The organism is Clostridium manihotivorum (genome assembly GCF_004015185.1).
In the GTDB taxonomy this organism is placed as follows: Bacteria; Bacillota; Clostridia; order Clostridiales; family Clostridiaceae; genus Clostridium_AR; species Clostridium_AR manihotivorum.
Window position 1 is genome coordinate 4,593,013 of the sequence record NZ_CP025746.1, and the last position, 19,412, is coordinate 4,612,424.

Genomic DNA, 19,412 nt, shown 5'->3' on the forward strand with positions numbered 1-19,412 from the left:
AGGAATGTCTTAAAAAGTTGAATGCTTATTTCATTATCTTACAGATGCTATTTGTAAACTCAACAGGATCCCCTATTGATAAGCCTTCTATAAGTAGTGCTTGATTGTACAGAATGTCAGTATACAAATTAAATTTATCTTTATCCTCTTCATATGCAGTTTTTAGAGCTTTAAACACCTCATGGTTTGTATTTATCTCTAATACCTTATCAGCCTTAACTCCTTGGTTATTTGGCATTGAGTTAAGTATCTTTTCCATCTCTATTGAAAGTTCGCCATCGTTTGCAAGACATACTGGATGATTCTTAAGTCTCTTTGAAGCTCTAACTTCTTTTACTTTTCCAGTCAATACTGACTTCATGCCTTCAAAGATATCTTTATTTTCTTTTTCTTCTTCTTTTGAAGTTTCATTATTTTCTTCTTCAATTCCAAGATCATTGCTGGATACAGATCTAAACTCTTTTTCCTTATAAGACATTAGCATCTTTATAGCAAATTCGTCTACTTCATCAGTAAAGTATAATATTTCATATCCTTTATCAACAAGAAGCTCAGTTTGAGGAAGTTTTTCTATTCTTTCCTTTGATTCGCCTGCTGCATAGTAAATATACTTTTGACTTTCTGCCATTCTATCAACATACTCAGAAAGTGTAACCATCTTCTTTTCTTTAGAAGAATAGAACATGATTAGGTCTTGAAGTACATCTTTATTACTTCCATATTCACTGTATAAACCATACTTTAGTTGTCTTCCAAAGGCTTCATAGAACTTTTCATACTTCTCCCTATCATTTTTAAGCATACTTTCAAGTTCGCTCTTTATCTTGTTCTTTATGTTCTTAGCTATAAGCTTAAGCTGTCTATCATGTTGAAGTATTTCTCTCGATATATTTAATGACAAGTCTTCAGAGTCAACTATTCCCTTAACAAAACCAAAATAATCTGGAAGCAGATCTCCACACTTGTTCATTATCATTACACCGCTTGAATATAGTTCTAAGCCTTTTTCATATTCCTTTGTATAGAAATCATATGGAGTTCTTTCAGGAATAAATAGTATGGCATTATAGCTCACAGCACCATCAACACTTATATGAATATGTTTTAGAGGCTTATCGAAACCAAAATGTTTCTCAGAATAGAAGTTATCATAGTCTTCATCCTTAAGCTCTGACTTATTTTTTCTCCATATTGGAACCATACTATTTATTGTCTTTTCTTCAGTATAGTTTTCATATTCATTCTCAGTACCTTCTTTAAGCTTGCTTTCTGTAACATCCATCTTTATAGGATATCTTATAAAATCTGAGTATTTCTTTATTATGGACTTTAGTCTATATTCTTCTAAATATTCATCAAAGCTCTCGTCTTCTGTATTATCTTTTATTTTAAGAATTATATCTGTACCTACAGAAGTTTTTTCACAAGGTTCTATTGTATAGCCTTCTACTCCTTTTGATTCCCATTTAAATGCTTCCTCACTGCCAAAAGCTTTACTTGAAACAGTGACAGTATCAGCAACTAAAAATGCAGAATAAAATCCAACACCAAATTGACCGATTATATCATACCCATCTTTTAGCTCATTCTCTTTTTTAAACTTCAATGAACCACTTTTTGCTATAACACCAAGGTTGTCGTCTAACTCTTCCTTGGTCATACCTATTCCAGTATCTGAAATCTTTATTGTTCTGTTGTCTTTATCAACAGTTACCTTAATAAAATAATCGTCCTTATTGAAGGTTATGCTTTCATCTGTCAATGCCTTATAATATATTTTGTCTATGGCATCACTAGCATTTGAGATAAGTTCTCTTAAAAATATCTCCCTGTGAGTATAGATAGAGTTAATCATAAGATCCAAAAGTCTTTTGGATTCCGCTTTAAATTGTTTTGTTTCCATCATAAAACCTCTCCTTTCGCAATAAAAAACATACATAATGCATAATGCAACATGCTTATTAACTAAATATTTCTTGTTAGCACTCGTTAACAGTGAGTGCTAATCTATATTTTTTATATATCACTTTCCCTAATTAATGTCAATATTTTTTTCTTATTTACATATTGTCAAAGCTTTATATTAGCCAGTAAAATCAATGCTATTGCTACTTTTAATATTTTTTTACTTGTTCCAATAAAACCATATAAAAACTAAGGATGTCTTGATTTTATTTTGATTTACAATTAACATATAGATATTCCAGTTCTATTTTTTTCACAAATACTAGAAATAACTTTACTTATTAATGTTACCCTTATTAATTTATATATTTTACTTTGAACTGGTATATCTATAAATATATAAATTAATATATTTATTGCATTGAAGCGGTAAATCTATAGAGGCTTTGTAAAAAAAGAAAATACATAAAGATGGAGTTGATTATATGGATTTTATAAGAGTAGGAGCTGCTTGCCCTAAGGTAAAAGTAGCAGATATAGACTATAATGTTGACAATATAAAGAGCTGTATAGACGAAGCAGTAAAAAGTAATGTAAAGTCATTAATTTTTCCAGAACTTTCTGTAACAGCTTACACTTGTGGAGATTTATTTTCTCAAGCTAGATTGCTTAGAGATTCAATAAAAGGTGTAGAGAAAATTTGTGAATATTCTCTTGGAAAAGATATGCTGATAGCTATAGGTAATCCTCTTGTTAATAATAATTGCCTATATAACTGTGCATTTATCATTTTTGAAGGAAAAGTACTGGGTATAGTTCCTAAGAGTTATATTCCAAACTACACAGAGTTCTACGAAAAAAGATGGTTTACTGAAGGAATTGGTGTAAAGAACAAAGTAATAGATCTTCCATTCCAGAAATCTGTTCCTTTTGGTACTGATCTTATCTTCAGCTATGAGGATGCCTGTTTTGGATTTGAAATTTGTGAGGATTTGTGGACTGTAGTGCCTCCAAGCTCTTATTTAGCTATTGCTGGAGCTAATATAATCGGAAACTTATCTGCATCTAATGAGCTAGTATCAAAAAGTGATTATAGAAAATCTTTAGTAGCTGATCAAAGTGCTAGATGCATGAGCTCATATATTTATACCTCAGCAGGTGTTCATGAGTCAACTACAGATTTGCTATTTAGCGGTCATATGTTGATTGCTGAAAACGGATCTAAACTTTCTGAAAACGAACGTTTTCAAAGAGAAAATCAAGTGATTTCTTCAATAGTAGATTTATATAAACTTAATTCTGAAAGATTAAAAAATGTTAGCTTTAGAGATACAGCTAGGTTAAATACCTTAGAATTTAGAAACATAGATTTCAGCTTTAGTGATGTAACCATTAAAGATTTTAATAGATTTGTTGACAAACATCCTTTTGTTCCTTCTTCAGAGATTCAAAGAAAGGATAGATGCAAAGAAATTTTTAATATTCAAGCCTCTGCTCTAGCAAAAAGACTAGAACATACCACACTAAAAAAAGTTGTAATTGGTATATCTGGCGGACTTGATTCTACCCTTGCGCTACTTGTGGCTGTTAAAACCTTTGATCTTTTAAACTTACCTAGAAAAAACATAATAACAATCACTATGCCTGGCTTCGGTACAACAGATAGGACCTATAACAATGCTCTGACCCTTTGTACCGAACTTGGCTGTGATCTTAGAGAAATAAACATAGTAAAGGCTGCACTTCAACACTTTGAAGATATTGGTCATGATAAAAATATACATGACGTTACTTATGAAAATGTTCAAGCAAGAGAGAGAACGCAGATACTTATGGATCTTGCCAATAAAGAAGGTGGAATCCTTGTAGGAACTGGCGATCTTTCAGAACTAGCATTGGGCTGGTGCACTTATAATGGAGATCATATGTCAATGTATTCCGTTAACTCGTCTATACCTAAAACCTTGGTTAGATATTTAGTTGATTATGTTGCAAAATACGAAGTAAGTAAAAACGCTTCTGATACCTTGTACGATATATTGGATACCCCAGTAAGTCCAGAGCTTCTTCCAAAGGATGAAAATGGGGAGATATCTCAAAAGACTGAAGATATCGTAGGACCATATGAACTTCATGATTTCTTCCTTTATCATTTTATTAGGCATGGTTCTTCACCGGAAAGAATACTATTCCTAGCAAAGGCTGCTTTTAAAGATTTATATGATGAGGAAACTATTAGAAAATGGCTAGATAAGTTCCTTTATAGATTCTTCTCTCAACAATTCAAGAGATCTGCTTTGCCTGATGGGCCTAAGGTTGGTACCATAAGCTTATCTCCAAGAGGTGATTGGAGAATGCCATCTGACGCTTCAGTTAATAGCTGGCTTAGATACTAAATAGAATTTCTAGAGATGTTCTGCTTTATAATAAAAAAGCACCAAGACTTTGTAATAATATCTTGGTGTTTTTCTATTAATTTGGAAAGGCCGATGAGCAAAAAAATTGCTAAAGTAGATCACTTTAGCGATTTTTTGATTCTTTAGCAAATTATTTGTATATATCCACCATTAAACCCTGTATTTCATCAACAGTAGATGCAATAGATATATTATCTTTTTCTTCTGATAAAAGTGAATCTGTAAGTTCTTGTAGCTTTGAATCAATGGTATCTACAGTTATAAAATATTGAGTCTGCCAAAAACTAATATCCTTCTTCACACTATACATATACTCTAAAACCGATTTTAGATATTCTTTTATTTGGTTTTTATAAGCTCTAACATCAGCATAGCTCTTTGTTATTACAAGCCTATTACCTTTTTTCTTTATATCGTCCATTAAGTTTTGTAATTGCTCTTCAGATTTTTTTCTTCTCTCTTGATTGAAGCTATGAGAAAAATCTTGCTTACTATCGATTTTTTTTCTTTCTTCACTTTGCACAGTGCTCTTTCTTCCTACCCTTGAAATTTCCACAAATCCTCACCTGCTTTTTTATTAGTATTAAATAACCGTTAATTAATAATAATAGAACTAGTATGTTCATAGAATCATCTATTTTAAAATTCACATATATCTGCATAAATATTATGTTAATTACTAATATTAGTGTGTATTATTATATCAAATTATAATTTATTAAACAACTAAAGAGTTACTATATGGAAAGTTAATTTATACTTGCTCCAATATCCCGACTTCTTGGGATTATCAGGCGGTTATAGATTAATAGATGAATTGAAGACTCTATAAGTTTCAGACGTATTATGTCGAAGCTTTTTTAAATCCCATATATTTCATAATATTCAATATGTGATATACTTATAATAGATGTCCTAATTAACGTTATTTAATACTGTATAATGAGGTGATTATTTCTATGTGGTATTCTAAAAATACTAGCGAAGTATTAAAGGATTTAAATGTAGATGAAAAAATTGGTTTATCTACAGAAGAAGCAAAAAATAGATTATCCAAATATGGTGAGAATAAGTTAGCAAGTAAGAAGAAAAAAAGTATATTTCAACTTTTTTTATCTCAATTGGCTGACTTCATGATTTATATCTTGTTTGCTGCCGCCTTTATTTCAGGCTTAATGGGAGAAATCAGCGATGCTATAATAATTGTAATTGTAATACTGGTAAACGCAATTGTTGGAGTAGTTCAAGAATCTAAAGCAGAGAAAGCCTTAGAAGCTCTAAAACAGCTATCTACTCCAAAAGCTGTAGTAAAAAGAGATGGTGCCTTAGTAGAAATTCCATCGGAGGAAGTAGTACCTGGAGATATAATAATAATAGATGCTGGAAGATATATTCCAGCAGATCTTAGATTAATTGAGAGCGCTAATTTAAAGATGGAAGAATCAGCATTCACTGGAGAGTCAGTACCAGCAGATAAAGATGCCAATGTCATTATTGATGGTAAAGTTGCAGTAGGTGACCAGCATAATATGGCTTTCATGTCTACCCTTGCAACCTACGGTAGAGGTATTGGAGTAGTTGTTGGTACTGGAATGGATACAGAAATAGGAAAAATTGCTAGGATGCTTGAACAGGAGGAAGAAGACTCTACTCCTCTTCAAAAGAAACTTGAGCAGTTAGGAAAATACCTAGGTATCGGCTCCATAGGTATTTGTCTGATTATATTTTTAGTTTCTTTATTTCAAAAAAGAGATGTATTTGAGATGCTACTTACATCTATTAGTCTTGCTGTAGCAGCTATACCAGAGGGTTTACCTGCCATTGTGGCTATTGTTTTAGCCATGGGGGTTCAGAGAATGATAAAAGAAAATGCCATAATAAGAAAACTACCTGCTGTTGAAACCCTGGGATCTGTAAATATTATATGTTCTGATAAAACTGGTACACTTACACAAAACAAGATGACAGTAACAAAATTCTACGCCGATGATAAACTTCTGAAGATAGATGCATTGGACTATAAAAATAAAACTGGCAGATTACTTATAGATTGTATGATGTTATGTAATGATGCTACATACTCAGAGAACTCAAAAACAGGAGATCCCACAGAAATAGCCTTGTTAGAAGCTGGTTTTAGATATGATATAACAAAAGAATCTATAAATAATAGACACAAAAGAGTTGATGAAATTCCTTTCGATTCTGACAGAAAGCTAATGTCTACGGTCAATGCTTACAATGATAAATACAGGGTCTTTACCAAAGGAGCTATAGATAGCATCCTAAAGATTTGTAATAAACTACTTCTTAGAGGTGAACTTCTTGAATTAACAGAAAATATGAAAAAAGATATATTAAAGGCCGTAGATATGATGTCTGATGATGCACTAAGAGTTTTAGCTGCTGCATACAAAGAAGTTCCTTCAGCCCATATTAATATCGATGAAATAGAAAAGGACCTAATCTTTATAGGCATGATGGGAATGATTGATCCTCCTAGACTGGAGGTAAAAGACTCCATAGCCTTATGTAAACATGCTGGAATAACTCCAGTTATGATAACCGGAGATTATAAAAATACAGCCTTTGCCATAGCTAAGGAACTTGGTATAGCAGAAAATCTAGATCAATCTATATCCGGTGAGGATATAGATAAACTCAATGATGAAGAATTTAGTAATAAAGTAAAAAGCCTAAGAGTTTTCGCAAGAGTTTCACCAGAACATAAGGTTAAGATTGTTAAAGCTTTTAAAGCTCATGGTAATATAGTTTCAATGACCGGTGATGGTGTTAATGATGCTCCTTCACTAAAGGCAGCTGATATCGGTGTCGCTATGGGCATAACAGGAACTGATGTTGCAAAAGGTGCTGCAGATATGGTTTTAACTGATGATAACTTTACAACTATTGTTTCTGCTGTAGGAGAAGGTAGAAATATTTTTAGCAATATAAAAAAATCTATAGTATTTCTACTATCTTGTAATTTAGGTGAAATAATTACTTTATTTGTGGCAATCTTATTGAATTGGGATTCTCCTCTGCTTCCAATCCACCTGCTTTGGGTAAATCTAATAACCGATAGCTTACCTGCTTTAGCACTTGGTGTGGATCCTGGAGATAAGGGTGTAATGGATCTTCCTCCAAGAAATCCTAAAGAAAGCATTTTTGGTGGAACAACTAAGCTAATGCTTCCTTTAAATGGAGTACTTATAGGTGCGTTAACACTAGTTGCTTTTAGAGTGGGAGAAAATTTATATCCTAACTCTGTTCCTCATGCTAGAACTATGGCTTTTGTTGTGCTTAGTATATCTCAATTATTCTACGCACTTTCCATAAGAAATGATAGGAAATCTATATTCCAAATCGGAATATTCTCTAATCATTTCTTGATCATAGCTATAATAGTAGGAATCATACTTCAAGCCTCAGTTATAACTATCAGTCCAATAGCTCAACTATTTAAAGTTTACTCACTTACCATAAAAGATTGGGGATTTGTCATTATACTATCCCTTATACCTTTGGTAATAAACGAATTGACTAAGTTAATTTTGAGGAATAAAGAAAAATAGTTCTATGTGTCTTATGCTAAGAAATTTATAAATTACTATGAATATAAGCCATGCATAAAAGAGAGAATAACTTACTTTTATATGCATGGCTTATAACTTTAAATTTGCTTATATTATTTATTTTTTATAAACTCATAAAAATATGTGATGAAAGACAACCTAATTTTAATACAGTAATTTGTGAGCGGCAACTTTTAAAACTTGATATTTTAATTTTTCCTAGAATATACTTCTAAGTGTACCACTCCATTTTCATCTTTCTCACTAAGTACCATAATATCACCATATTGATCTGTCCTAAACACATTACATTTAAGATCCGTAAAGTTCTTCACTACCTTGCTATTAGGGCTTTCTACTCCGTTAGAAGTTATTATAGCTATACCTGGTCTGACTTTTCTTACAAAATCTTTATAAGATCCAGTACCTATGCCGTGGTGTGCTACTTTTATAACATCTACATCAGCAATATCTTTATTCTTCATGATTTGTTTTTCCAAATCTCTTTCGGCATCAGCCATGAATAAATACCTTAAATCACCAATTTGTCCTAAAAGTACTAAGGAGTTATTATTTTCTAAAAGTTTACTTGGCTTTGTAGGCGCTATAGCTTTAAGGTGTATATCATTGTGTTCCATATACCATCCAGCTTTTACATACTCATATTTTACCTTGGAGGCTTCTACAACTTTCATCACTTTAGCTTTCTCCTCTTGTTTCACACAAAATTCTGGAAGCATTAAGCGAGATACTTTTACTGATTTTAAAACATCTTCTAATCCGCCGTAATGATCATCATGATAATGTGTAAGTATGACATAGTCTAATTTATCAATAGACTCACTTTTAAGCTGCGCTATAAGCTTAGAACTCTGCTCTTTAGCACCTGTATCGATTAGAATATTAAAGTCCTTACTTAGTATCAGTATAGCATCACTTTGTCCAGTATTTAAAACTTGAACTCTTGTAAGCTTATTAAAATCTGAAGCAAAGACTTTGAAGTTGGTAGCAAATAAAAATAAAATCATAATTGCAATTGTTTTTTGTAGAATTTTTCTCATATATATGAACCTCCTTTTTTACTTTAGTAATAGTATGGTTCATATTATATTTATAGATACGCTACTTACAAATTATTTTATTTTTTTATTAACTTTGTACCATTCTCATCTTGAGTAATAAGATTCTGTCTCATCAAACCGCCAAGTGCCATCTTGAAATAATTTTTGCTTGAATTGAAGATTTCTTTAATAGTTTCTGGTGAAGTCTTATCATTGTAGGACATAGAACCACCATTATCCTTAAGGTATTGCAATATTTTTTCTTGAAGCTCGCTTCTCTCTTCTAGCTTTTGTCTTCTTGGCGTTACCCCTACTTTTCCATCTTCATATATCTTCTTAACTCTTACCTTTACTTCATCACCAGGTCTCAAATCTGAGAAATACTCATTATTAAGTATCACACCTCTACAAAGGCCATTTACAGCTATCATTAGAGATCCATTGGTTTGATAACCATAGATAGTACCAGTAGTTTCTTCTCCTAGAGTGACATCCTCCCATATATCCAAGGCTCTGTCTATATCTGTAGTAGCTGCTAATCTATGAGTTTTATCTTCATAGATGTAAAACAAATACTTTCTTCCTAGTTCAAGCTTATATTTCTGTTCTTTTATTGGAACAAAAATATCTCTTTCTAATCCAAAATCAACAAATGCCCCTAATTCAGTTATGGACTTCACCTCAAGATAAGCTACTGTATGTATTGTAGCAAGTGGGGTTTTTAGTGTAGCAATCAATCTGTCTTTAGAATCTCTATATATAAATGCATGTATCTTCTCGCCTAGTTCAAGTTTTCTTTCTAAAGTATTACCGTATGGTAACAATATTCCGTCATCAGTTCCATCTAAATAATAACCAATGGAACTTTCTCTTATTACCTCTAAATCGTTGAAATCACCTAGTTTAATCATATGTCCTCCGTACTCTTTTTATATTTTACTGATAAATCCATGTATCTTGTAGAAGATGCTTTTATATTAGCTATCTCTTCTTCAGTAAGCTCTCTTACAACTTTGGCAGGGGATCCAAAGCATAACACTCCAGATGGAATCTTTTTATTTTCCGTAACTATGCTTCCAGCTCCTATTATAGTATTTTCACCAATAATTGCCCCATTTAGTATTATAGATCCCATACCTATTAAAACATTATTACCGATACTACAGCCATGAATTATTGAATTATGACCTATAGTAACATTTTCTCCTATTTTAACAGGATTGTTTGTATCTACATGCACAGTGCTATTATCTTGAATATTTGTGCATTTCCCTATGGAAATACTGTTTATATCACCTCTTATAACGGTGCCAAACCAAATATTAACTTTCTCTTCTATGTTGACTTTTCCTATTATGTCTACATTCTCTGCTATATAAGCACCTTCAGCTATCTTAGGATAAATATTTTCAAAGGAATGAATCATTATATCTCCTCCCATGTATGACTATTATTTTACCATAGTAAAGGTTTATTATCCATATTTTAAAGAGTTTAATTTTACATGTTTTCTCTTTTTATTCTTTCCACTATACGTACATTTAAGCAGTCTACATTTACTTACCTACAGCTTTATCCAAAATATAATTTCCTATAGAATAAATAAATATACTTATCTATAATATTTTCATGTAAAGTAAAGCCAAAACGCGCCATTTCCCTCCAGAATCATTTATTTAATAAAAATATAATTAATGTATAAATTATAGTTAATAAAAATAGCTAAGAATAATATTATATATTATAGCAATAATAGGAGTCATACTTTGAGTAAACATAAAAGACATAGATCAGAGAATGTACAATTATTTGATCCTTCAAATATAAGATTTATATATGGTATTCCTCATTGTCATACAAATATTTCTACAGGGGAGGGCTCAGTGATTGAAGCCTTAGAATATGGCAAAAGAAATAAATTAGACTTTATGATATTAACAGATCATAATAGGTATTTCTCAAGCAGCTCTCATAGCGAAAAATTTCCAAAGTGGGATGAGCTAAAAAAGAACTTAGACAGATTTAACAAAAAGAATGATGACTTCGTAGCAATACCAGGCTTTGAAGCAAGATCTAACCCTTGGGGGCATTTAAACATTGTTAATCCAGCCTCATGTTTTACTGGAATCATTAGAAATTTCAATAATCTGATGCTTTGGATGCTTTCTAATAAAAATAGCTATATTTCAATTAATCATCCTGGAAGTATAGTAGAACAAATACCTTTTAGTCCATTCTTAAATAAATTTATTAATACCATCGAGGTAGGCAATGGCTCACCTCCAAACAAATATAAAAGATACTCTAAAAGATACTTTTCCATGCTTGACAAGGGATGGATCCTAGGTGCAGTAAATGCTCAAGATAATCATCACCTAAACTTTGGTGATAATGAAAATCTAACAGTAGTTCTTGTAAATAAACTAGATAAATCATCTATAATAAATGGACTTAGATGCCGAAGATGCTACTCAACAGAGTCTAGAAACCTAAAATTTTATTTCAGCATCAACAATTCCTTTATGGGAGATGAGCTTCTTATTGAAAAAAATGAATCATTAGATTTTTATATATTTGCAGAAGATAAGCTCCACCCTATAGAAGAAGTTCAGATAATATCTTACGGTGGCAGAGTTGTAAAGCATCTAAGAAACATTTCTCTATATAGCATTAAATATTCCTTAACCCTACCTTCCTCAGAAAAGGAGAAATGGTACGTAATAAAAATTATTCAAAAAAACAATAAGGAAGCTATCAGCTCTCCAATCTTTATAAAAATAAAAAACTCCTAAAGGAGTTTTTTATTTTGGCTATGTTAACTATTTATTATTATCTTTGTTCATATGTTTAACTCTGTTTGGCTTAGCCTTAGGTCTTATATTTACCTTTTTCTCATCTTTTTTCTTAATTCTTCCTTGCTGTAAATCAATAAACCACAATAACAAAATCACAAATATACCTGAAAAAACTGGTGTCACTATATTTCCCTGTATCCTTAGCACTATAGGTAACACAAAAGCTATGATTGCTAATGCTAATACTATCCACTTATTTACCTTAAGCTTACTTAAAACAAATATCTTAAGCAAGTTGAATACAGCTAAGACTATTATTGCAAATAATATCAGGAAAAGAACTCTCACAAAAGTCGTCATTATTATGCTCCTCCAATACGAAAAAAAATGTAATTCTTTAATTAATATATTAGACGAAAATCTAAACATTTTCAATATATTAAAATCTCCTAGAACTTTCATATGCTTCTCTTTTTATAATAAAACATAGCTCTTGTCCCATAATTTAGCTCAAATTTGATGATTATAAAAAAATACTCCTACTTTTTTTAATTTTTTAGTAGAAATGAAATGGTTTTTTTGATAAAATATAAATTGAACAATGAGATATTTACAGTATTAGGATATAAAACATAGAAGAGGTGAATTTTTGCATATGCAAAATGTAAATTTGGATGAATTAGATTTGCAGATATTAGACATTTTAATTAAAGATTGTAGAACTCCTTATTTAGAGATAGCAAGAATGTGTCACGTTAGTGGTGGAACAATACATGTTAGAATGAAGAAAATGGAAGACTTAGGCATCATAAAAGGGACAAGGATTCTATTAAATCTTCCAAAGTTAGGATATGACGTTTGTTGTTATGTTGGTATTTATGTTGATAAAACATCTTCTTTCTCTGCAGTATTTGATGAGTTATCAAAGATTAAAGAAGTTGTTGAACTTCATCTTATCACTGGAAACTATTCTGTATTTGCTAAAGTTATTTGCAAGAGTATCGCTGATCTTCAGGATATACTGATGAATAAGGTAAATACAATAGCTGGTATTGAAAGAACTGATACATTTATTTCATTATCTCAACCAATTGATCGTAATATTCAACTGTAAAGAGCATATTGCTCTTTTTCTTTTTAATCAATAATTTTATCTATTGCACATGCTTTTATTTACTCTTATAAATTAATATTTGAATACATAAAATTTTATTTTACGGCAATACTATAAGAGAAAAGTAAGCAAAGGAGTGATTTGAATGAAAACTCTAGATATAATAGCACTAGTTTTAGTTATAATCGGTGCAATAAATTGGGGACTAATTGGTTTTTTCCGATTTGATTTAGTTGCCGCTCTCTTCGGAGATATGTCAGCGATAAGTAGAGTTATATATGCAATTGTAGGAATTGCAGGACTTTATGCTATTTCATTCTTTGCAAAAGATAGATATACTAATAATGCTGAATAATTAATAATAAATCCCCTTAATTATCTAAGGGGATTTATTATTATGTTGATAAAGTTATACCACCTCGTACTTAAATTTGAAAATATAAATTCCACTATAAAGCGGTGAATTCATAGATAATATTTTATAATTTACAATTTTGTAAATTACTCTTGTAGATTTTAGTATATAATAGATATTAAATGTCCATAATCTTCAAAAGGAGGTGAATCATGCTCACACCAATATTAAACGGTTTTTCTTTATATGAAATAGTATTTTTCTTCGCAATATATTCATTCTTAGGATGGTGTATTGAAGTGGCTTATGCCTATACTAATAGAGGTTATTTTGTTAATAGAGGCTTTTTATATGGTCCCTTCTGCCCTATTTATGGAGTGGGTTTTGTAGCTATAATTGTCTTTCTTGATAAATTTAAAGATAATTTAATTGCTCTATATATCTTATCAACTTTGTTGACATCAATAATAGAATATGTAACTGGATATTTATTAGAAAAAATATTCAAATCTAAGTGGTGGGACTATACCGAAGATCCATTCAACTTACACGGCAGAATATGCCTACACTTTTCATTAGCTTGGGGACTTGCTGCTGTTGCAATAATAAAAATAATTCATCCAATCTTTTATATTTTAGTGAATGTATCCGCTTTTAATACAGGTGTATATGTTTTTTATGTTCTAGTAAGCTATTTTATTATCGATTTAATACTTACTATTAGTTCTCTTATACAGTTTAATATTATTCTTACTAAACTTACTTTTATTAGCGGAGAATTAAAAAGAAGATATTCATATATAGTTTCAGCAACTAAGGAAAAAGCTATGGGTACCGCACAAGACATGGAAGATGGTTTTAAGGAATTAGTAGACAACTATAACAATAACTTATCAAAGATAAACTTCAATCATAAGAGGTTAATGAAAGCTTTTCCTGATATGAAATCAACCTCATTTAATACTATAATTACAGAACTAAAAGAAAAAATCTCTTCAATTAGGGATTTAATAAAGTAAAAAAACGCTAAAGCGCCCTTCTCTTTAGCGTTTTTTGCGCATCTGCCTTTCCGAATGAATATGAGCAAGATATGGCGGCGACATAATTATTTTTCATTCTTTTTCCTGCATATTCCTTGAGGCATCCAGCCATATTTATACACAACTTTATCTAACCTATAATTTTATGAAATAAAAAATCACTAAAGAAATCTTTAGTGATTTTTTTGCCTTGCACTTTAATAGTTCTTAAAACTTGATTATTCTAAGAATACTGTTGAAACTAAGCATCGGATGACTGACCACTTAATTCCAACACGGTATTTTATTAAAGTGTCTTTATAAGATCAAATAATTCTAGTGCAGCATTCTTTGGTCCATTCTTTTCAAGTCCTGCTACTGCTAGACAAGTCTTTATTTGACCTACTTTTATCTTATCTTCAAAACTTCTATTGAAGTATCTATCTATTAATACATCAGTTTCAGCTTGTTTTTGAGCTGGTCCAAAAGGATTTGCAAAGTAAGAAGTAACTAGTCCTGTCTCTGTAGTTGTTCCCTTTGCCATTCTAGCTCCAGCCTTAAATATATCTATTGCTTGTGAAGGAGTTTCAAATAATTCTATAGCCTTACCACCTTCACCAACTGTTTCGTAGTTGTTAGCATAAAGCAATATATCCACCTTATAACCCTTTATAATCTCTTTATAAGTAGATACAGGCATTACAAGTCTAGCATTTATCTTGTCTGGGTTCATGAATATACTTCTATCTATTTCTTTAAATGCATAGCCTTGATCAAGGTCATCAAGTCTTACAAAGGCACCAACTTCTGTTCCGTATCCATATATTCCATCTTCTTTAAGTTTAAATGATCCCATGTCATCAAATACAACTGTCATTTCACTTACATGATCTTCACTTAATGCTCTGAAAGCTTCTAAGCTTTCTGACTTACCAGCACCACTATCTCCAATAATTACCACATTAGCATTTTTACCGTTCTTAAGAACTATATTAACCATAGCACCATGTATTGGTAAATAGCCTCTCTTTATCATAATAAGATTGTGTAGAGTTAAACACATCTTCTTCATATATCCAAAATAATCAATATTTTCATTGTAGTTTACATAACCAAACATTATATCGTACTTCTTATCTTCGTAGAAAACAGTCTTAAGCTCACTACCTTCTTCTTCCTCTGCTCCAAAGGTATAAACAATGTCAGGTTTCTTTCCTCTATATTCCTCTTCTCTTGCAAGTTCAAATAGGTTACTTAGAGTTATACCATGTTCCATAAAGTCTCTATGGAAATATACAAATGCTAAAAGCTCACCAATCTTTGCAGGATAGCAGAACCAGTTATCTTTATCAATCTTTGCATTCACTAAAGGATTTTCATAAACTTCATTAAACATACCATCTCTTGTATTCTTCTTAGGATATGTTATAAAAGGCGTTTCAAGAGCTATAGTTTCTATAAAAGGAATTTCTTCTAAAGCTTTGTACTCTTCTGGTACTGTCCAAACAGGATTGTTTATTAAAATGCAAGCATTTCCACCAGCTGGTAATTGTCTAAATATATTAGGCATAGTTCCAACAACATTTTTCTCAATAGTTCTATAAAAATTAAGTATTAACATTGAAAATTGAGAATTTGCTTCCAAAAAGCTTACAGATGCTATTCCGTCTCTAATTCTATTATTATGAATTATTGTATATCTTTCAAGTCTTCTCCAGAATGAATATATATCCTCTATAATTGATATAAACCCTTCTCTGTCTTCAAGTATCTTTTCTACATCTTCATTGTATGAAATTATTTCATCAGCACTCATTATTGTTAGTAATTGAAAGGATCTTACTAGAGCTTTACTTATCTCTTTTATATCTGTAGTCCCTAGTTTTTGTGATAATATTTTATAACTGTGAGAATTTCTTGCTTGAGCTTTCTTAAAAAATGTATCAAGTACTCTTCTAAACCCATAGCTTTGTAATAAGCTCTCATAATTGCTGCAATACTTCTCAGTAAAATTAATAGTCACCTTGTCATTGCTCATTGAAAATTCTTTACGCATTTGCGGCCCCCTCATGAATCTTTTTTTTTTATAAATTGCATATTCATAATAAATATATAAACCTTGAGTCGATTATACCATAACTTATGCAATTTAACCAATACTTTTTTTCATTTTTCCTCATTATTATAGTATAAAAAGTAATCAAAATATGTGATAAAATTGATAATTAAAATATGTGGGTATTATCATTTTATTAAAAAAATGAATTTGCAATTTTACTTTCCTTCATATGTTAATTAATTATTAAAATTTTATTCTTTTTAGCTTATATCAATATAAGTATATTTTATTTTCTGTATAACTTCCTCTTCTAAACCGGTGTAAATAAATTCTTATATTCCATATTTTTTAATTTTAATAAAAAATGCAATTTATATATTCGAGGTACTTATATATTATTACCTAAAATAAAAAACCGCTGATAAGACTTCTTCAGCGGCTTTTGTTTACATATATGATCTTTTTACCTAAAAAAATTATGGTATAGCACTTATTTTTACTTATGATCTCATTTTTTTCAAGTTCTCTTCTATTTTATCATGTATTATTTCTGCTAAATCTCTTTGTTCTTCCTTTGAAAGCTTATCTGGATATATAGGTTCGTCAAATATGATTTTAATATTTGCTCCCATGAACTTCTTCTTTTCTTCATAGCCTTTATATGAACCGTCTATAGTTACAGGAACTATAGGTACATTTGCTTTTGTTGCAAGCTTTAAGCTTCCCTTTTTAAAACCTTTCAGCTTACCATCCTTTGCTCTAGTACCTTCTGGAAATATAGCCATAGAATATCCCTCATGAAGATTTTCTACACCCTTATTGATAACATTTATAGCTTCCCTTATATTACTTCTATCTATTGGAACGCTATGTACTGCTCTTAACCATAGCCCCAAAATAGGCACCTTTAAAAGTTCCTTTTTAGCTATAAAGCCTATAAGCCTATCTGCATTTAAAACTAAAGTTGGTATATCAAATAGGCTTTGATGATTCATTACAAATACACAGGGGCCTTCTGGAATATTCTCAACACCTTTTGATTCAATTTTATGATTTAATATATTCATGGAAAACCTTGCCCACGCAATATATTTCTCCTTTACATATCTGTCTACAGTTTCTTTACTTGAAAACTTTTTCAGGAAAAAAATAACGCCTCCCCTAAAAAACTCTAATATCATATACAAACCATACCAAATCATCAAAAAATAAATTTTCACTATAAACACCTCAAAAATTATATTGTTATAGATGTACCATTTCATATTAAGCTTATAATTTCAAATTCTCCTCTCAGAATCTAGAAGAGTTTTTAAAATACATTTCAGATTGAAATGATAAATCTTTATATCTTGCACATCTTATTATACTTGTGCTTATAGCTTTAAGCAATATTTTAGACTTTACATTTGTTAAAGTTGATAATAAACTATTTTTGTTAAGCGTAATATAAATCGATGTTTAATTTTTATAAACATCTTATAAAAGTATTGGAAAGGATTAATTTATGAAAAAACTATATCACATATCTATAATATTGATTTTAGCACTGTCCCTTGCATTATTAGGCTGCTCTAATACCGCTACTAATAGTACCTCTAATACAACTAGCAATAACACTACCAATAAATTTGTAGTTAATTATATCGATGTAGGGCAAGGTGATTCAATATTAATTCAAGCTAATGACAAAACAATGCTCATAGACGCTGGTCCAAAAGAAAATGAAGATAAATTACTTAATTATCTAAAAAAGCTAGATATAAAGAAATTGGACTATGTTATAACTACTCATCCTCATGAGGATCATATAGGAGGAATGACAAGTGTAATTAAGGATTACTCCATAGGGAAATTTTATGCTCCTAAAGTAACTACAACCACTAAAACCTTTCAAAATATGATACTTACTTTAAAGGATAAAAATTTAAAGATAAATATTTTAAAACCTGGAATGGGAAGTGACATAAATTTAGGCGTGAACACTAAGGTTGACGTTTTCTCACCAAATAGTGATAAGTATGAGGATCTTAACAACTATTCTCCTATCATAAAGATTAGTTATGGAAAGAATTCTTTTCTTTTCACTGGTGATGCGGAAAAGTTAGAAGAAAAAGAGGTTCTTCAAAAAAATTATGATATAAAGGCGGATGTTTTAAAGGTAGGTCATCATGGAAGCAGCAGCTCAACAGGCAAAGATTTTTTATCTAAAGTAGCTCCATCTATAGCAGTTATTTCTTGTGGTAAAGGTAATGACTACGGTCATCCCCATAAGGAAACACTAAAAACCTTAGAACAGCTAAAGGTAAAAGTATATCGAACTGATTTATCTGGAAACATAGTGATAACCTCTGACGGAAATAATATATCAGTAAAATAGACTGGACTAAAAATAACAGCACCTGTATTATTCATTAATACAGGTGCTGTTATTATCTCCTTCATTCTCATTAAGTTTGATGTACTTGTTCCAAGTCATGCATATATGAAAGAGATTCACCACATCTTGCTCGTTATACTGTAATATCTTATCAATCTTTTCCTTAGGCATTCTTAGGATATAATCTTTATCCTTAATAACCTTATGAAAGGTCTTAGCTAGGTTTGAGCCACTCATAAGTTCCCCTTCCCTAACTATATCAAACTTCTTTTCTAAAGCTTTAAGTCCAATGCCCATTTTTATTAATTTTTCATATTCTTTCTGAAGATCTACAGAAACAAAATAATCTTCAAATTTGAATTCAATGCCGTATTGGTTAAATAAATAGTTTATAACAGTAAAATCATTATTGCCAGAAAAAGTAACTATGTATCTTTTTCCCTCCTCATATGCATTTAAAAAGTACTTCTCAGCTAAAATAAGTATATCTTTTATTTCATACTTGTTTTCTATCATATACTGAGTAACTACGAGCTCTGATTTAGCCTTATCATATATGCATGCACCAAAAACCCCAACACATTTAGGCTTTTTGTAAACATAATGCTCTAAGTCAAAGAAAATTGATTTGCTACAGTCATAGGCTTCATCAGCAACCTTTATAATAAAGCTATCATCAACTTCTCCTACCAGTACATCTCTCTCCTTTATTATCACTCTATCACTCTTTTC

At 30.7% G+C, this 19,412-nt stretch carries 16 protein-coding genes; 7 read left to right on the forward strand and 9 right to left on the reverse strand.

Going from position 1 to position 19,412, the window contains the following annotated elements:
- Nucleotides 1-25: 25 nt before the first annotated feature.
- Nucleotides 26-1,903: a molecular chaperone HtpG gene (htpG, locus tag C1I91_RS20625; protein WP_128216056.1), complete on the reverse strand. Its 1,878-nt coding sequence runs from the start codon at nucleotides 1,901-1,903 to the stop codon at nucleotides 26-28.
- A 487-nt stretch (nucleotides 1,904-2,390) separates the two neighbouring features.
- Here htpG and C1I91_RS20630 point away from each other — a divergent pair, with 487 nt between their 5' ends.
- The gene (locus C1I91_RS20630) at nucleotides 2,391-4,301 is read left to right on the forward strand and encodes an NAD(+) synthase (protein ID WP_128214568.1); all 1,911 of its coding nucleotides are present in this window, start codon (nucleotides 2,391-2,393) and stop codon (nucleotides 4,299-4,301) included.
- Nucleotides 4,302-4,452: 151 nt separating this feature from the next.
- On the opposite strand, the gene C1I91_RS20635 is transcribed toward C1I91_RS20630, so the two are convergent.
- Nucleotides 4,453-4,878 (reverse strand): YaaR family protein, encoded by a 426-nt coding sequence (locus tag C1I91_RS20635; protein ID WP_128214569.1) that lies wholly within the window; start codon nucleotides 4,876-4,878, stop codon nucleotides 4,453-4,455.
- Between the two features lie 403 nt (nucleotides 4,879-5,281).
- Here C1I91_RS20635 and C1I91_RS20640 point away from each other — a divergent pair, with 403 nt between their 5' ends.
- Complete coding sequence (locus C1I91_RS20640) at nucleotides 5,282-7,897, forward strand: calcium-translocating P-type ATPase, PMCA-type (RefSeq protein WP_128214570.1); 2,616 nt, start codon at nucleotides 5,282-5,284, stop codon at nucleotides 7,895-7,897.
- Nucleotides 7,898-8,106: 209 nt separating this feature from the next.
- Here C1I91_RS20640 and C1I91_RS20645 read toward each other — a convergent pair whose 3' ends face one another.
- From C1I91_RS20645 to C1I91_RS20655, 3 genes are all read right to left on the reverse strand, one after another.
- Complete coding sequence (locus C1I91_RS20645) at nucleotides 8,107-8,958, reverse strand: ComEC/Rec2 family competence protein (RefSeq protein WP_128214571.1); 852 nt, start codon at nucleotides 8,956-8,958, stop codon at nucleotides 8,107-8,109.
- Between the two features lie 77 nt (nucleotides 8,959-9,035).
- Nucleotides 9,036-9,869, reverse strand: a complete 834-nt coding sequence (locus tag C1I91_RS20650) for a CvfB family protein (protein ID WP_128214572.1) — start codon at nucleotides 9,867-9,869, stop codon at nucleotides 9,036-9,038.
- Nucleotides 9,866-10,384, reverse strand: a complete 519-nt coding sequence (locus C1I91_RS20655; protein WP_128214573.1) for a gamma carbonic anhydrase family protein — start codon at nucleotides 10,382-10,384, stop codon at nucleotides 9,866-9,868. Before C1I91_RS20655 ends, C1I91_RS20650 begins: the two co-directional genes overlap by 4 nt.
- A gap of 340 nt (nucleotides 10,385-10,724) precedes the next feature.
- Here C1I91_RS20655 and C1I91_RS20660 point away from each other — a divergent pair, with 340 nt between their 5' ends.
- Nucleotides 10,725-11,750, forward strand: a complete 1,026-nt coding sequence (locus C1I91_RS20660) for a CehA/McbA family metallohydrolase (protein WP_128214574.1) — start codon at nucleotides 10,725-10,727, stop codon at nucleotides 11,748-11,750.
- 27 nt (nucleotides 11,751-11,777) lie between these two features.
- Here C1I91_RS20660 and C1I91_RS20665 read toward each other — a convergent pair whose 3' ends face one another.
- Nucleotides 11,778-12,113: a hypothetical protein gene (locus C1I91_RS20665; RefSeq protein ID WP_128214575.1), complete on the reverse strand. Its 336-nt coding sequence runs from the start codon at nucleotides 12,111-12,113 to the stop codon at nucleotides 11,778-11,780.
- A 295-nt stretch (nucleotides 12,114-12,408) separates the two neighbouring features.
- Between C1I91_RS20665 and C1I91_RS20670 the strand changes: the two genes are divergently transcribed.
- From C1I91_RS20670 to C1I91_RS20680, 3 genes are all read left to right on the forward strand, one after another.
- Nucleotides 12,409-12,867, forward strand: coding sequence for an Lrp/AsnC ligand binding domain-containing protein (locus C1I91_RS20670; RefSeq protein WP_128214576.1), 459 nt, complete (start codon nucleotides 12,409-12,411; stop codon nucleotides 12,865-12,867).
- A gap of 145 nt (nucleotides 12,868-13,012) precedes the next feature.
- A complete protein-coding gene (locus C1I91_RS20675; RefSeq protein WP_128214577.1) occupies nucleotides 13,013-13,222 on the forward strand; it encodes a DUF378 domain-containing protein in 210 nt (69 codons plus the stop codon).
- 212 nt (nucleotides 13,223-13,434) lie between these two features.
- On the forward strand, nucleotides 13,435-14,241 hold the full coding sequence (locus C1I91_RS20680) for a putative ABC transporter permease (protein ID WP_128214578.1): 807 nt from the start codon (nucleotides 13,435-13,437) through the stop codon (nucleotides 14,239-14,241).
- A gap of 307 nt (nucleotides 14,242-14,548) precedes the next feature.
- Here C1I91_RS20680 and C1I91_RS20685 read toward each other — a convergent pair whose 3' ends face one another.
- Together C1I91_RS20685 and C1I91_RS20690 are read right to left on the reverse strand one after the other, a co-directional pair.
- The gene (locus tag C1I91_RS20685; RefSeq protein ID WP_128214579.1) at nucleotides 14,549-16,297 is read right to left on the reverse strand and encodes a phosphoenolpyruvate carboxykinase (ATP); all 1,749 of its coding nucleotides are present in this window, start codon (nucleotides 16,295-16,297) and stop codon (nucleotides 14,549-14,551) included.
- Between the two features lie 503 nt (nucleotides 16,298-16,800).
- Nucleotides 16,801-17,520: a lysophospholipid acyltransferase family protein gene (locus tag C1I91_RS20690; protein WP_164880610.1), complete on the reverse strand. Its 720-nt coding sequence runs from the start codon at nucleotides 17,518-17,520 to the stop codon at nucleotides 16,801-16,803.
- A 287-nt stretch (nucleotides 17,521-17,807) separates the two neighbouring features.
- On the opposite strand from C1I91_RS20690, the gene C1I91_RS20695 reads away from it, so the two are divergent.
- Entirely contained in the window at nucleotides 17,808-18,680 is an 873-nt protein-coding gene (locus tag C1I91_RS20695) for a ComEC/Rec2 family competence protein (RefSeq protein WP_128214581.1), read from the forward strand.
- 27 nt (nucleotides 18,681-18,707) lie between these two features.
- Here the strand turns inward: C1I91_RS20695 and C1I91_RS20700 are convergent, their stop codons facing one another.
- Nucleotides 18,708-19,397: a ribonuclease H-like domain-containing protein gene (locus C1I91_RS20700; protein WP_128214582.1), complete on the reverse strand. Its 690-nt coding sequence runs from the start codon at nucleotides 19,395-19,397 to the stop codon at nucleotides 18,708-18,710.
- Nucleotides 19,398-19,412: the final 15 nt, after the last annotated feature.

Bases quoted from the DNA above. Each gene is read 5' to 3' on its own strand.
- htpG (WP_128216056.1), bottom strand. From the start codon at position 1,903: ATGGAAACAAAACAATTTAAAGCGGAATCCAAAAGACTTTTGGATCTT.
- C1I91_RS20630 (WP_128214568.1), top strand. From the start codon at position 2,391: ATGGATTTTATAAGAGTAGGAGCTGCTTGCCCTAAGGTAAAAGTAGCA.
- C1I91_RS20640 (WP_128214570.1), top strand. From the start codon at position 5,282: ATGTGGTATTCTAAAAATACTAGCGAAGTATTAAAGGATTTAAATGTA.
- C1I91_RS20645 (WP_128214571.1), bottom strand. From the start codon at position 8,958: ATGAGAAAAATTCTACAAAAAACAATTGCAATTATGATTTTATTTTTA.
- C1I91_RS20650 (WP_128214572.1), bottom strand. From the start codon at position 9,869: ATGATTAAACTAGGTGATTTCAACGATTTAGAGGTAATAAGAGAAAGT.
- C1I91_RS20655 (WP_128214573.1), bottom strand. From the start codon at position 10,384: ATGATTCATTCCTTTGAAAATATTTATCCTAAGATAGCTGAAGGTGCT.
- C1I91_RS20665 (WP_128214575.1), bottom strand. From the start codon at position 12,113: ATGACGACTTTTGTGAGAGTTCTTTTCCTGATATTATTTGCAATAATA.
- C1I91_RS20670 (WP_128214576.1), top strand. From the start codon at position 12,409: ATGCAAAATGTAAATTTGGATGAATTAGATTTGCAGATATTAGACATT.
- C1I91_RS20675 (WP_128214577.1), top strand. From the start codon at position 13,013: ATGAAAACTCTAGATATAATAGCACTAGTTTTAGTTATAATCGGTGCA.
- C1I91_RS20680 (WP_128214578.1), top strand. From the start codon at position 13,435: ATGCTCACACCAATATTAAACGGTTTTTCTTTATATGAAATAGTATTT.
- C1I91_RS20685 (WP_128214579.1), bottom strand. From the start codon at position 16,297: ATGCGTAAAGAATTTTCAATGAGCAATGACAAGGTGACTATTAATTTT.
- C1I91_RS20695 (WP_128214581.1), top strand. From the start codon at position 17,808: ATGAAAAAACTATATCACATATCTATAATATTGATTTTAGCACTGTCC.